This is a genomic window from Thalassotalea psychrophila, from assembly GCF_031583595.1.
Classification (GTDB): Bacteria; Pseudomonadota; Gammaproteobacteria; order Enterobacterales; family Alteromonadaceae; genus Thalassotalea_A; species Thalassotalea_A psychrophila.
Window position 1 is genome coordinate 4654358 of the sequence record NZ_CP134145.1, and the last position, 15614, is coordinate 4669971.

The 15614-nt window shown below is 39.8% G+C and carries 11 protein-coding genes; 4 read left to right on the forward strand and 7 right to left on the reverse strand.

The features are described from left to right. Positions 1 to 60 precede the first annotated feature (60 nt). The 3 genes from ilvA to RGQ13_RS19470 form a co-directional block, all read right to left on the reverse strand. Positions 61 to 1581: a threonine ammonia-lyase, biosynthetic gene (ilvA, locus tag RGQ13_RS19460; RefSeq protein WP_348393440.1), complete on the reverse strand. Its 1521-nt coding sequence runs from the start codon at positions 1579 to 1581 to the stop codon at positions 61 to 63. 62 nt (positions 1582 to 1643) lie between these two features. After that, the gene (ilvD, locus tag RGQ13_RS19465; protein WP_348391390.1) at positions 1644 to 3503 is read right to left on the reverse strand and encodes a dihydroxy-acid dehydratase; all 1860 of its coding nucleotides are present in this window, start codon (positions 3501 to 3503) and stop codon (positions 1644 to 1646) included. Positions 3504 to 3539: 36 nt separating this feature from the next. Beyond that, the gene (locus tag RGQ13_RS19470) at positions 3540 to 4466 is read right to left on the reverse strand and encodes a branched-chain amino acid transaminase (RefSeq protein WP_348391391.1); all 927 of its coding nucleotides are present in this window, start codon (positions 4464 to 4466) and stop codon (positions 3540 to 3542) included. 794 nt (positions 4467 to 5260) lie between these two features. Between RGQ13_RS19470 and RGQ13_RS19475 the strand changes: the two genes are divergently transcribed. Further along, on the forward strand, positions 5261 to 6793 hold the full coding sequence (locus RGQ13_RS19475; protein WP_348391392.1) for a YifB family Mg chelatase-like AAA ATPase: 1533 nt from the start codon (positions 5261 to 5263) through the stop codon (positions 6791 to 6793). Here RGQ13_RS19475 and ilvY read toward each other — a convergent pair. Next, positions 6790 to 7674: an HTH-type transcriptional activator IlvY gene (gene ilvY, locus RGQ13_RS19480; protein WP_348391393.1), complete on the reverse strand. Its 885-nt coding sequence runs from the start codon at positions 7672 to 7674 to the stop codon at positions 6790 to 6792. The genes RGQ13_RS19475 and ilvY overlap by 4 nt on opposite strands. A 146-nt stretch (positions 7675 to 7820) precedes the next feature. On the opposite strand from ilvY, the gene ilvC reads away from it, so the two are divergent. Then, positions 7821 to 9305: a ketol-acid reductoisomerase gene (gene ilvC / locus RGQ13_RS19485; RefSeq protein ID WP_348391394.1), complete on the forward strand. Its 1485-nt coding sequence runs from the start codon at positions 7821 to 7823 to the stop codon at positions 9303 to 9305. A 256-nt stretch (positions 9306 to 9561) separates the two neighbouring features. Continuing rightward, on the forward strand, positions 9562 to 10641 hold the full coding sequence (locus RGQ13_RS19490; RefSeq protein WP_348391395.1) for an asparaginase: 1080 nt from the start codon (positions 9562 to 9564) through the stop codon (positions 10639 to 10641). 158 nt (positions 10642 to 10799) lie between these two features. On the opposite strand, the gene RGQ13_RS19495 is transcribed toward RGQ13_RS19490, so the two are convergent. Beyond that, entirely contained in the window at positions 10800 to 12062 is a 1263-nt protein-coding gene (locus tag RGQ13_RS19495) for a glutamate-5-semialdehyde dehydrogenase (protein ID WP_348391396.1), read from the reverse strand. Between the two features lie 14 nt (positions 12063 to 12076). Continuing rightward, a complete protein-coding gene (proB, locus tag RGQ13_RS19500) occupies positions 12077 to 13189 on the reverse strand; it encodes a glutamate 5-kinase (protein ID WP_348391397.1) in 1113 nt (370 codons plus the stop codon). Between the two features lie 215 nt (positions 13190 to 13404). Between proB and RGQ13_RS19505 the strand changes: the two genes are divergently transcribed. Next, complete coding sequence (locus tag RGQ13_RS19505) at positions 13405 to 14646, forward strand: mechanosensitive ion channel family protein (RefSeq protein ID WP_348391398.1); 1242 nt, start codon at positions 13405 to 13407, stop codon at positions 14644 to 14646. Positions 14647 to 14693: 47 nt separating this feature from the next. On the opposite strand, the gene tesB is transcribed toward RGQ13_RS19505, so the two are convergent. Beyond that, positions 14694 to 15551: an acyl-CoA thioesterase II gene (gene tesB / locus RGQ13_RS19510; protein WP_348391399.1), complete on the reverse strand. Its 858-nt coding sequence runs from the start codon at positions 15549 to 15551 to the stop codon at positions 14694 to 14696. Between the last annotated feature and the right edge of the window lie 63 nt (positions 15552 to 15614).

Genomic DNA, 15614 nt, shown 5'->3' on the forward strand with positions numbered 1-15614 from the left:
AATACGCTAAGTTGTTAACATAACCTTAACCAATTAGTTTGGTTAAGGTTAGTAGTAACATTATTTACTCAAAAATGCTTGATAAGCAGGATTGTCGGTTTCTTCTTTATAGTTAAAACCTAAGTCTTTTAGATGACGAAAAAAGGCTAACTGGTTGTCATTATTAACTTCTATACCAGCCAACACTTGACCAAAAGCAGCACCGTGGTTGCGATAATGAAATAACGATATATTCCATAATTCACCTAAAGTATCTAAGAATTTTTCCAATGCTCCTGGGTATTCAGGAAATTCAAAACTAAATAATCGTTCATTTTGGGGAGCAGTTGCTTGCCCGCCGATCATGTAACGTACATGCAATTTAGCCAGCTCATTATCAGTAAAGTCGCTTACTTCATAACCTTGAGCTGATAGATCATCAATAAGCTGTTCAAGCTCTGCTTTACCTTCACTTAAACGTACACCAACAAAGATATGAGCTTGCGATTGATCAGCATAGCGATAGTTAAATTCTGTGATGGCTTTACCATTTAGAGCTTGGCAAAAATGACGAAAACTGCCTTTTTCTTCAGGAATCACTACCGAGAGTACTGCTTCTTTTTGCTCACCAAGTTCACAACGCTCAGAAACATAACGAAGCGAGTGAAAATTCATATTAGCGCCAGACAACACCGCCGCGAGTTTTTCATTACCTGCACTAGTTTGGCAATATTTAGTTAAACCCGCTAATGATAAAGCGCCAGCTGGTTCGGCAATTACACGAGTTTGCTCAAAGATATCTTTTATTGATGCACAAATTTCATCACTAGACACTGTAATAACGTCATCACAAAAGTGCTTAATCAGTGAAAAAGTATGGGTGCCAATTCGTTTAACCGCTACGCCATCAGCAAATAAGCCAACATGATCTAAATCTACTGGCTTGCCAGCGGCCATCGCTGCAGCTAAACACGCTGAGTCTTCAGCTTCAACACCAATAACTTTAGTATTTGGAGATAGCTGCTTTAAATAAACAGCCATACCAGCAAGTAAACCACCACCGCCCACAGGGATAAAGACAACGTCAGCATTAGGCAGTTGTTGCATTAATTCTTTTGCAACAGTGCCCTGCCCAGCAATAACATCCGGATCATCAAACGGGTGGATAATGGTTTTATTTTCTTGCTCTGCATATTCCATTGAAGCTTGTTGGGCTTCGTTAAAACTTTTACCTACTAAGCGCACTTCGGCGCCAAAACGGCGGACATTATCAACTTTAATATCTGGCGTGGTAATAGGCATAAAAATAGTGGCTTTTATACCCAACTTTTTAGCCGCTAGAGCCAAGCCTTGCGCATGATTACCCGCAGAGGCAGCAACTACGCCAAACTGACTTTGTTCTTTAGACAGTTGCGAAAGCTTGTTATAAGCGCCACGTAATTTAAACGAGTGTACAGGTTGCTGATCTTCACGCTTTAAATAAATGTCATTACCAAGCTTGGTTGATAATTTAGTACAAGCTGTAAGCGATGTTTCAACGGCGACATCATACACTGGAGCTACTAAAATTCGACGTAAATATTCTAAACCAATATCTCTCATCGCCTGTTTTCCTTTTTGTGTAAGCGCCACTGTTGCAGTATTAGTTGCCATTTTCTACCTATTTAATAACCTAATCCGTCAAGCATTTCTCTATTACGAACAGCACCTTTGTCAGCACTGGTTGCTAGCATTGCATAATTTTTTAATGCGTAACTAATTGGACGATCTCGATTCACTGGTTTCCAAGCTTTAACGCCTTTAGCATCCATTGCGTTACGGCGAGATGCTAACTCTTCAGCAGAAATTTTAATTTCAATAGCACGGTTAGGGATATCAATATGAATAATATCACCTTGCTCAACTAAACCAATAGTGCCGCCAGCAGCAGCTTCTGGAGAAACATGGCCAATTGACAAGCCTGATGTACCACCAGAGAAACGACCATCAGTTAACAATGCACAGGCTTTACCAAGACCCATCGATTTTAAATAGGTGGTTGGATACAACATCTCTTGCATACCTGGACCCCCTTTAGGTCCTTCGTAACGTATAACAACTACTTCGCCAGCCACTACTTTGCCATCTAAAATACCCGCGACGGCAGCATCTTGGCTTTCAAAAATATGTGCCGGACCAGTAAAGGTTAGGTTATCGTCTGATACGCCCGCAGTTTTAACAACACAACCGTCGACAGCAATATTACCGGAGAGTACAGCTAAACCACCTTCTGTTGAAAAAGCATTTTCAAGATTACGAATACAACCATTTTCTCTGTCATCGTCTAAGGTATCCCAGCGACAATCTTGGCTAAATGCTTTAGTGGTACGAATACCAGCAGGTCCTGCGCGGTAGAATTTTTTAACGTCTTCATCGTCTGTGACCGTAATATCATACTTAGCAATTACATCAGCTAATGTAGTACCTAATACATTTGGCACATCAGTAGTTAATAAATTAGCGCGCGCTAATTCACCTAAGATAGCGATTACACCTCCTGCACGATGGACATCTTCCATATGATATTCAGGTGTTGATGGCGCAACTTTACATAACTGCGGCACAATGCGTGATAATTTATCCATGTCCTCCATGGTGTAATCTATTTCAGCTTCTTGTGCTGTGGCGAGTAAATGCAAAATGGTATTGGTTGAACCACCCATGGCAATATCTAGACACATAGCATTTGCAAAAGCAGCTTTATTGGCAATATTACGTGGTAATGCCGATTCATCATTATCTTGGTAATAACGTTTAGTTAACTCAACTATTTGCTTACCAGCATCTAAAAATAATTTTTCTCTATCAGCATGAGTTGCTAACATAGAACCGTTACCTGGCAGGGCTAAACCTAATGCTTCAGCTAAACAGTTCATCGAGTTAGCAGTGAACATACCTGAACATGAACCACACGTTGGACAGGCAGAACGTTCAACTTGATCAGACTGTTCGTCAGATACTTTTGGATCAGCACCTTGTATCATGGCATCAACTAAATCAAGCTTGATGATTTGATCGGAAAGCTTGGTTTTACCAGCCTCCATCGGGCCACCTGAAACAAAAATCACCGGTATGTTTAAGCGCATTGCCGCCATTAACATACCAGGTGTAATTTTGTCACAGTTTGAAATACATACCATAGCATCGGCACAATGTGCATTAACCATGTATTCGACTGAGTCAGCAATTAAGTCACGCGAAGGTAAGCTATAAAGCATACCGCTGTGACCCATGGCAATACCGTCATCAACGGCGATAGTATTAAACTCTTTCGCTACACCGCCAGCTTCTTCAATTGCGCCTGCCACTAACTGGCCCATGTCCTTTAAATGTACATGGCCAGGAACAAATTGAGTGAATGAATTCACTACAGCAATAATTGGCTTACCAAAGTCGCCATCGGTCATACCGGTTGCACGCCATAAAGCACGGGCACCTGCCATATTACGGCCTTGGGTAGACGTTGCTGATTTCAATTTTGGCATTGTATTTCCTTTGTGTTTTTCTATAAATTTAAATGATTATTTAACTGGATCTAACCAGTTATTAGCAATCTCGGTTGTTCCATCGAACATACCAAAGAATGCATCTTGAATTTTCTTAGTAATTTCACCACGTTTACCACAGCCAACTTGCATACCATCTACAGTACTTACCGGTACAACTTCAGTTGCAGTGCCACACATAAAGAATTCATCAGCAAGATAAAGCGCTTCACGAGCAATAAGCTCTTCTCTAACTTCATAGCCCATTTGTTTTGCTAAAGTAATTACGGTGTCACGAGTTAAGCCAGGTAAAATTGAACAAGAACCAGGAGGTGTATAAATGATGCCTTTGCGAATTAAGAATAAGTTTTGACCTGCGCCTTCACTTACGTAATTGTTAACATCTAAAGCAATACCCTCAGTGTAACCATGGCGTGCAGCTTCGCGAGAAATTAATTGTGATGATAAGTAGTTACCACCAGCTTTAGCTGCCGTTGGTATAGTATTAGGTGCTATGCGGTTCCATGAAGACACACCAACATTTACGCCATTTTCCATAGCATCAGCGCCAAGGTAAGCTTCCCAGCTGAATGCCGCAACCATTAAGTCAGCTTTTGCATCATCGGCCGGACGTAAGCCCATGCCGATATCACCTAAAAATGCTAGAGGGCGTAAGTAAGCTGAATCTAAACCATTTTCCGCTACAGAATCACGACACGCTTGCATCACTTCTTCACGCGTAAATGGAATATTCATACGGTAAATTTTGGCCGAATCGAATAAGCGATCAATATGCTCTTCTAAACGGAAGATACAAGTACCTTTATGGGTTTTATAAGCACGGATACCTTCAAATACAGATGAACCATAATGTAATGCGTGGCTCATTACGTGTACCGTAGCATTTTGCCACGGCATTAATTCACCATTAAACCAAATTTGTTCAGCGTTAACTTTAGCCATTTCTCTTTCCTAATACTTAAATAATTGATTTTATTTGTAACAATAAAATCATAAATGTGTGTTGAGCCCGATCTTCAACGTTTATTCAAACAATGTCGATACTTTGACTAAATTGACAATTCAAAAACTAACGAATTTGTCACAAAGTACTGACACTTGCCTCAATAAGGACCACACAATTCAATGAATGCATTGAGTTTAGCATAGCCACAGGCGGTACATTAATCCTTTAGTGTTATAAATCTGTACTAAGATATAACGGCATTTATGCGCGAGCATTTTTTGCAGCATATACCTGCTGCGCGGTTGGTTTACTGATTGTTCAATAAACACTAATTTTTCCATCGTCCCTGAACCATGGTGATTTGCATTCCATCATCCCTGAAGTGAGTCAATTTCATGCCATCCATGGCTCGTGAGGATAAGTATATCCCTATACAAAAAACCCCCCGGTTTTCTCAAAGCGGGGGGTTGATATTTGGTTATTTAAACTAACTCAACGCAACACCCGCAATGATTTATAAATCACTACGACAATATGGTTAATCAGAATTAGGTTAAATTTTTTCATTAATTTTTGCTTTTTTTAATACGCTATTTTGCAAGTCCCTAAGTTTTAACACAGCATTTACGTGGTCACAAGCTTTTTATACACAAAACCTGTTTAAATACTTATTCTATTTTATTGAATATTATTTCAAATACGTATTAGAAATTATTTTTGCCCATAAATTTAAAATGAAGACTAAACTTAAATGACTAATGGATTAGTTAATAAGCTAAATGGAATTATTATGGCTCTCGCATCTATCTATACTCGTGCCCGAATAGGGCTGGAATCTCCCCTTGTATCAATTGAAATTCATTTAAGTGCCGGCTTACCTGCCTTTCAAATTGTTGGTTTAGCGGAAACATCTGTAAAAGAATCAAAAAATAGAGTCCGTAGCGCGCTGATAAATTGTGGCTATGAATTCCCTTGTCAAAGAATCGTAGTAAATCTTGCACCTGCCGACTTACCCAAAGAGGGTGGACATTTCGATTTGCCTATTGCCGTAGGCATTCTGGCAGCCTCGAATCAAATTCCTAATGCAGAGTTACACAAATATGAATTTGCCGGAGAATTAGCGTTATCAGGCGAGCTTAGATCTATTATTGGTGAAATCCCAATCGCCATTGCAAGTAGAGATAGCCAGCGCACTTTAATACTTCCTATTGGTAATGCCCAACTCGCCAGCAGAGTTGAAAATGCAAAAATTATTGCTCTACAACACTTAGAACAGCTGTTCCCTCATTTTGCTCGCCAACAACCACTGCCTTTAATTAACTATGAAAAACCAGATTTAAGTGCAGACGTATTACATGATTCCATCAAAGATATTGCTGATGTGATGGGCCAACCATTAGCCAAAAGAGCATTAGAGCTAGCCGCCGCAGGAAGCCATAATTTACTTTTTATAGGCCCACCTGGCACGGGTAAAACCATGTTAGCAAGCCGGCTACCGGGTATTTTACCGCAAATGACAAGCACGGAATCACTTGAAACAGCGGCCATTCATTCTATTTGTAGCACTTCAATTGATAATCAGTATTGGCTAAAACGCCCTTTTCGTGCACCGCATCATACCGCGTCCTCTGCAGCGTTAGTTGGTGGCGGTGGTCAGCCAGTACCAGGTGAGATCTCGCTTGCTCACAATGGCGTACTATTTTTAGACGAACTTCCTGAATATGATAGAAAAGTGTTGGATGTGTTACGAGAACCTATGGAGTCTGGTGAAGTGACCATTTCTAGAGCCATGCATAAAACCACTTACCCGGCTAAGTTTCAACTTGTGGCGGCAATGAATCCGAGCCCTACCGGGTTTTATTTAGATAAACGCAGCACACCTGAACAGATACTGCGTTACTTAAATAAGTTGTCAGGCCCTTTTCTTGATCGCATTGATATTCAATTAGAAGTAAGCCGACTACCGAAAGGCCTATGGAATAATAGCGAGCACAATAATGAAACAAGCGAGGCTATTCGGGCAAGAGTGCATAACTGTCGCGAGATACAATTGGCCAGACAAGGAAAAGCAAATGCCCATTTAAGTAGCCCAGAGCTAAAGCAGCATTGTTATTTAAATGATGATGATTGTGAATTTTTAGAACTCGCCGTTGAAAAGCTTGGCCTTTCAACCCGGGCGCACCACAAGTTATTAAAAATAGCCCGCACTATTGCAGATTTAAAAACACAACCGCAAATTAAACGCGAACACTTAGTTGAAGCGTTATCATATCGAGCCATGGACCGATTGATTCAACATTTAACTGAGAGTATGTCCGGTTAGCCTTCTAGTACTGTCGCCATAAATGCGTTGATCACGGATTCATTCATCCGCTTTTTCAAGCAACATATACCTAGCTCGAATGGTTTCATTGCTGATGGTACGGTAAGTCTTTGAATTCTGTCTTTCACTGGGCTGTTTTCTAACACGACTTCCGGAGCCACACCAACACCACAGCCCAAAGCAACCATAGACACTAATGCTTCATGACCAGATACGGTCGCATAAATATTGGGCTTACCCTCACCTTTTTGTCGATACCATTTTTCAAAGCGATCACGCGCCGCACCATGGTCTGGCAAAATAATTGGGATATCAGGCCAACTCACTTGTCTTTGTTCAAGCTGTTGCTTCACTTTACAGTCAATTACAGGAGCAATAATCGATATTGGAATTTGCGCTATGGAATGAAAGTAACAACTTTTTGCCAACGACTCAGGATGTGCAGCAATAGCAAAATCTACCTGGCGATCAATGACTTTACTCACTGCATCTTCAGCATTACCAGTTTCAAGCATGATCTCAATTTGCGGATATAAACGTCTAAAGCCATCAAGTAATTGCGGTAAATGCGAATAAGCTGCTGTTACTGAACAATAAATGCTTAACTTACCGGTCAGTTGTGGTTGCTCGGCTAAAATGTCTCCCTGAAACTCTTGCCACTGTTGCAGCTGCTGGTTGGCATATTTTTCAAATTTAACCCCAGCTTTTGTTAATACGGCAGTGCGATTGTCCCGTTGTAATAACTTACAACCAACCTCCTCTTCTATGCGTTGGATCATGCGAGATAGCGTTGATGGACTGACATGATGAGCATGAGCCGTTTGGCCAAAATGTAGGCTGTTCGCTAAATGCGTGAACACCTGTAAAGATTTTATATCCATATCCTTGCTACACCTAAGTTTGAGTTACATTGTTTCACATTATGCAACATAGTAATGCATATATATCACTTTAAGCAATCACTACATTGTCGTATATTAAATTATCGCTACGATAAATACGTAGCCCCAATATTTAGGAGCGCCTCATGGCCAATTATTTCAATACTTTAAGTTTACGCGAGCAATTATCGCAATTAGGCAAATGTCGTTTCATGCAACGTGACGAATTCAGCGATGGTTGTAATTTCATCAAAGGTTGGAATATCGTAATTGTAGGTTGTGGTGCACAAGGTTTAAACCAAGGTTTAAACATGCGCGATTCTGGTTTAAACATTTCTTATGCATTACGTGACGCGGCGATTGCTGAAAAACGTCAATCTTGGCAGTGGGCCACTGAAAATGGTTTTACTGTTGGCAACTACGAAGAATTAATCCCGCAAGCCGATTTAGTATTAAACCTTACCCCAGATAAACAGCATACTTCTGCAGTATCTGCGGTAATGCCATTAATGAAGCAAGGTTCAACTTTAGCTTATTCTCATGGTTTCAACATTGTTGAAGAAGGCATGCAAATTCGTAAAGACATTACTGTTGTTATGGTTGCACCTAAGTGTCCAGGTACTGAAGTACGTGAAGAATACAAACGTGGTTTTGGTGTACCAACGTTAATTGCTGTTCATCCAGAAAATGATCCTCAAGGTAATGGTTTTGCCATCGCTAAAGCATATGCTTCTGCAACTGGTGGTGATCGTGCTGGTGTTCTTGAGTCATCATTCATTGCTGAAGTTAAGTCTGACTTAATGGGCGAGCAAACTATTCTTTGTGGCATGTTGCAAACTGCAGCGGTATTAGGGCATCAACAACTTATTGCTCAAGGTATGGACGCAGCTTACGCACGTAAATTATTACAGTACGGTTTAGAAACTACTACTGAAGGCTTAAAACACGGCGGCATCACTAACATGATGGACCGTTTATCAAACCCTGCAAAAATTAAAGCGTTTGATATGTCTGAAGAATTAAAAGTAATTTTACGCCCATTATTTAACAAGCACATGGACGACATCATCGAAGGTGAATTCTCATCGACTATGATGGCTGATTGGCATAACGATGACGCTAACTTATTAAAGTGGCGTGCTGAAACAGCAGAGTCAACGTTTGAAAAAGCTGCTGATTGTGACACTGAAATTACTGAACAAGAATATTACGACAAAGGCATTTTCGTTGTTGCAATGATCAAAGCCGGTGTTGAGTTAGCATTCGAAGCTATGGTTGCTGCTGGCATTATCGAAGAGTCTGCTTACTATGAGTCGCTTCATGAAACGCCACTTATTGCTAACTGTATTGCTCGTAACAAGTTATATGAAATGAACGTAGTTATTTCTGATACCGCTGAGTACGGCAACTACTTATTCACTCATGCTGCAGTTCCATTACTTGCTGATTTTGCTAAAAACTTAACTGTTGAAGAGTTAGGTGAAGGCATTGCTTCTACGTCAAATGGCGTTGATAACGTACGTTTAATTGAAGTTAACGAAGCAATTCGTAACCATCCAGTTGAAGTTGTTGGTCACAAGCTTCGTGGTTACATGACTGATATGAAACGTATTGTTGAAGCAAATCAGTAAGCAATCACACTGAAGCTATAAAGGTTTACTCCTTGGCCTGCAGTTTATAAATGCTCGTACCTTTAATGGTTACGGGTGTTTATACTCTGCAGGCAGTTTTTTAATTCCTCTCTTATTAAATTTTCTAACAAAATATCTACTTTTATCTTTAGCTTGAACTCATACCAAAAGCCCAATAAATAATTGCTTTGCTAGAGAATTCACCTAGAATGTGCGCCAAGTACTAATTAATGTCAATTTCAGCAAAGATAGATAAATGAACAATCCTATTAATAAAATTCTGGTTATCAATACCGGCGGCACTATTACTATGGCGGCAAAAGCCACCGGCGAATTGCAGGCTAGTAAAGGCGAAGTTCTGGTCGAGCTTATCAAAGACTTAACCAGTGATTTATGTTCAACCATTGAAGTGAAACCATTAACATTAGCTAATGGTGATGTACTTGGCACCAGTGATTCAAGTGAAATAGGGCCTAGACATTGGGATGCGATGGCTAGCATGATCATAAATCTAAACGATGATTATGATGGTTTTGTTATTTTGCATGGCACCGACACTATGTCATATACCGCTTCTGCTCTATCTTTTTGTTTAGCACAAAATACCAAGCCTGTAGTTGTAACTGGCGCGCAAGTGCCTTTAAGTAAGCCCGGCAGCGATGGCTTACAAAACTTGCGTCTAGCACTTTATGTTGCAGACCAATCAGGGAAGTCATTACCACAATTATCAGAAGTGATGATTTGTTTTGCTGGACAATTATTGCGTGGCAATCGTTCGAGAAAATCTTCAACCCGTTCAGCCGTTGGGTTTTCTACCCCTAATGCACAAATATTAGGAGAGCTGTTTCCTGTACCAACTATATTTACTGAGCAACTTCGCCCTTTACCAAATAGCTATCCGCCATTAAATTCTAGTTCGTTAGGCTTTAGCGATAAAGTATTGAGCATGAATTTAAACCCTGGCTTTACCGGTGAGCTACTATTAAAAATTATCATAGGTAGTGACATTGAAGGCTTAGTTTTACGTGTATTTGGTAGTGGTACTGCACCCGATAGTTTCAATTTGGCCGACGTTGTTAAACAAGCGCAGCAACAAACCAATAATCGCTTTAAATGTGCGGTAATTGTGACCGATGTTTACAACGGTAGTTTAGACATTCATCGTTATGAAGCAGGTAAAAACTTACGCTCTAAGTCTATTATTGATGGTAGAGATATGACCCCAGAAGCGGCAAGCACCAAGCTAATGTGGGCATTGGGCAGTGAAGATCGTAAACAGCAATTAGTTAAGTTATTAGGCTCTGCGGTTTGTAAAGAAATGACTGCTGCTAGATAAGCGGCCGTTCTATGAAAAATCACCGATAAACGCGGTATATGTTAACTTACACCACGTCATCCCGGAGGAGCTCAAGCGACATCCGGGACCTCATCAGGAAGTAACGTGCACTTGTAAGATGCGCGGTGTTATGCCTGCAAAGGAGTTAGTCCTAAGCTCTATTTCCTGACCGCACCTTCACCAAAGACAATAAATTTTTCTGTAGTCAAAGCTTCTAGTCCCATTGGTCCATATGCGTGTAATTTACTGGTAGAAATACCAATCTCTGAGCCTAAACCAAGCTCACCACCATCAGAGAACCTTGATGAAGCATTCACCATCACTACCGACGAATTAATTCGACGCACAAATTCGTTTGCGCGAGAATAATCCTGAGTAACAATAACTTCGGTATGATCAGAGCTAAATTGTTGAATATGAGCAATAGCATCGTCATAATTTGCAACTTGTTTTATAGCAATTTCTTGCGCTAAATATTCGGCATCATAATCTTCATCCGTGGCTAAACTGCCACCGGTAAACTTACTGATACTCTTCTCACAAGCATGTACTTTAACACTGAACTCTGCCAATGCAGTTGCTGCAATAGGTAAAAACTCGTCGGCAATATCTTGATGTACTAGTAATGTTTCCAAAGAGTTACAAGCACTCGGCCTTTGGGTTTTACCATTAACTAAAATATTAACAGCCTTGTTGATATCTGCATACTTATCCACAAAAAGGTGGCAAACACCTTTAAAATGCTGAATAACTGGAATACGAGAGTTATCACTTACATAGCGAATCAGCCCTTCGCCACCGCGGGGAATAACCAAATCAATATCTTGATTCAAGGTTAGAAGTTTTTCGATAACACTTCGATCAGGGTCTGGTACTACACAAACCATATCAGGCTGTAGTGAAAACTCTTTTAATGTGTCATGTAAAATAGCGGCAATAGCTAAATTACTATGCAAAGCCTCGCTGCCCCCCCTTAAAATAACAGCATTACCTGACTTTAAACAAAGTGCAGCTGCTTCAGCTGTAACATTAGGACGTGCTTCATAAATCATAGCAATTACCCCTAATGGGATACGCATTTTTCCAACTTCAATACCAGTAGGTCGGTTAGTCATTGCAGAGCGGCTGCCCACAGGGTCAGGCAGGTTTACAATATCAATGATAGCATCGCTAATGCCCTGAACACGCTCAGAAGTTAATAACAAACGGTCAAGCATGGCTGTGGATAAACCTTTAGCTTCACCGGCACTAATATCTTTGGCATTCTCAGCAATTATCGTACTTTCATTGGCAATAAGGTTACTTGCCATAGCCGTTAATAATTTATTTTTTATTTCACTATTTAATTGTGCTGCTTGCAATGAAGCTTGTCTTGCTTTTTTGGCAAGCTTGGCAATATCAAATGTTGTATCACTACTCATAATTTTCTACTTAATTAACTTTCTATACTTTCCATCAGCACCAAATCGTCGCGATGGATAATTTCTTTACTCTGACAATAACCTAAAATTTGCTCAAAATCAGACGAGTTCTTACCTTTAAGTTTAGCCAAATCCTGACTACTGTACTGACTAATACCTTTTGCCAATACCCGCGTGCCGCAATGTGCAGTAATATTTACTGACTCGCCTTTAGCAAAATCACCCCAAATTTCGGTTATACCACTAGCAAGCAACGATGCGCCTTTGTTTAACAAGGCATTAATTGCGCCATCATCAATCACAATTGAACCATGGCTTTTTAAGGTATGCTTTAACCAATGTTTTTTTGCTTTTACCGCAGTGTGTTTAGCGATAAAACGAGTGCCCGGGTTTTCGCCACGTAATAATTTTTCAAAAATACCGGAATTACTGCCATTTAAAATATAGGTTTCAATGCCATGTTCTATGGCTTTTTCTGCGGCCTGAATTTTGGTTTTCATTCCGCCGGTGGCAATATGATTAGATGTACCGCCCGCCATGTCATATAGAGCATCATCAATGGTATCAATTTCACTAAACAGTTTTGCTTCGGGGTTAGATCGCGGGTCGCAGTCAAATACACCGTCAACATCACTTAAAATAAATAAACAGTCAGCGTCGCTCACCATAGCGACTAATGCGGCTAAATTATCATTATCGCCTACTTTCAACTCTTGAGTTGCAACGGTGTCATTTTCATTCACTACCGGCAGAATATTATTCTCTAGTAATATCCTTAAGGTGTTTTTAATGTTGATATAACGCTGTCTGTCTTTTAAGTCACCATGAGTGATCAGTAATTGCGAGCAAGCTGTATCAAAAAAGCGTTGCCAATTCGCCATCATTTGCATTTGCCCGACTGAGGCCATAGCTTGTTTTGTTGCAATAGAAGGGTTGGGAGAGCCATGATGTATTAACTGACGTCCAGCCGCAACACTGCCAGAAGATACTAAAATAACTTCTTTGCCTCTGTGGTGGCATTCGGTAATAAAGCGGGCAATAGCCAGCAAATATTTACCACTACAACCTTTACCATCTGGAGCAACTAAAGCGCTGCCTACCTTGATCACAACTCGTTTAAAATTCATTCCTCAACCCGTACTTTTATTAGCTCCCCCTAAGAAAACAGATCGCGACCTGAAGATCAAATAACTTTTTAAAAATGCATAGATTAATTAACCATAATTTAGAAAAAATCATCAAAAAATACAAAAAGATACACTTAATGCTATTTTTATTGCCTAGCGTCAAAATCAGCGTTAATCTGAATAATAATTAAATAGTTGAAAAATTAAGAGAAAATATGTCTGAACTCATTCAACAGTGGTTAACAATGACCGGCCTTAGTGAGCGGTTAATTTTGCCAGTGTCAGCAGCTATTGGTTTAGTGCTTTTATTAACGATTTGCTGGATAAGCTTTTATATAGCTAAACATTTCGTGCTTAAATTTGTCCATAAAATGGTTACTAGGACCAATAATCAATGGGATGATTTATTAATTTCACAAAAAGTTTTTGACCGAATTTCCTGGTTAATTCCAGCGGTTTTATTATTGGCGCTAATGCCATTTTTTATCAGTGAAAATCCTCAATTAGTAGACGCCTTAGCCATATTTGCGAAAGTCGCCATCGCATTACAGGTAGCACGCAGTTTAAGTGCTTTGTTAAACGTAGCTAACAGCTTATTTCAAGAATCAAGTAAAGAAAAATATCTGCCACTGAACGCCACTATTCAATTACTAAAGCTTGCTATTTACTTAGTCGCGACAATATTAGCCATTTCGATTCTTATAGATCGGTCACCAATATATTTACTCAGTGGTTTAGGCGCACTAACCGCGGTTTTATTATTAGTGTTTCAAGATACAATTAAAGGCTTAGTTGCCAGTATTCAAATTTCTGCCAATAAAATGGTCGCTCCTGGAGATTGGATTGAAATGCCACAATATGGCGCCGATGGTGATGTATTAGAAATCGCTTTAAATACGGTAAAAGTGCAAAACTGGGATAATACGGTTACCACTATTCCAACTTATGCATTAATAAGCGAATCGTTTAAAAACTGGCGCGGTATGTCTAGCTCTGGCGGTAGACGAATAAAACGAAGCATCAGTATCGATATTTCGAGTATCCATTTTTGCTCTGCTGAGTTATTAGCTAATTTACAACAATTTGAATTTTTAAATGAATATATTAATACCAAGCAAAATGATATTAACGAATTTCATCAACAGAAAGGTATTGCTGACATAACTAATCCAAATAGCCGACGTCTAACTAATATCGGCACATTTAGAGCGTATATAGCAGCATATTTACAAGAGCACCCGAACGTTCATAACGATATGACTTGCATGGTAAGGCAATTAAAGCCTACCGAAGTAGGCGTTTCTTTAGAATTATACTTTTTTAGTAATGATATTAATTGGGTAAACTATGAAGCGATTCAAGCAGATATTTTTGATCACTTGTTTGCCATAGCACCATTGTTTGAATTAAGAGTATTCCAAACACCTACAGGACACGATTGGCAAGCCAGATCGTGATTCATCCAGATTAAAAAATATCAGCTAGTCAGTATTAATTTTCACTATTAATACTGTCTTATTACGCCTTCTTGCGCGGTAGATGCAACAAGCTGACCTTGTTGATTGTATATCTTGCCGCGCACTAAACCTCGGCCACCACTTGCTGAAGGGCTATCAATGTCGTACAACAACCAATCGTCAAATTTAAAATCACGATGAAACCACATAGAGTGATCTATGGTTGCAATTTGGAAATCTCTTGACCAAATGCTGCGCCCATGTGGGTGTACTGCCGTTGGTAAAAAGTTATAGTCAGAAGCATAGCCAAGTAAGTATTTATGAATACGTAAGTCATTGGGGATCTCACCCTTAGCTCTCATCCATACTTGATTTTTTGATGATGATTTTTTTGGCTTTAACCAGTCATATTCCTTCACTGGACGAAACTCAATTGGTCGCTCGGCAAAAATTGTATCGTGCATAGCCACAGGAATAGAATCTTTATGTTGCAGTTGTAATGCTTGAATAGTAGCAAGCCCTTCTGGGCCAACAACCGAAGGCATTTCATCTTGATGCTCAAAGCCAAGCTCTTCGATTTGAAATGAAGAGGTTAAATTAAATATGGCCTTACCATTTTGCATCGCTTGCACTCGTCTAGTACTAAAGCTTCTACCATCACGGGTTATTTCTACAATATAGGTAACCGGCTTTTTAGCATCGCCGGGACGAAGAAAATAGGAATGAAAAGAATGTAATTGGCGCTCTTGCGCTAATGTTTGTTTAGCCGCAGACAACGCTTGTCCGATAACTTGTCCACCAAATAACGCTTTAAAGCCTAGATCTTGGCTTTGGCCAATAAATAAATTGTCATCTAATTTCTCTAACTCTAACAGGCCTAACAGCTCATCTAATACTTTACTCATTAAGTTTCCTAATTATTTTCGGGCTTGTTTAGTATGCCATTAAAACCCGTATAAACCCTTATA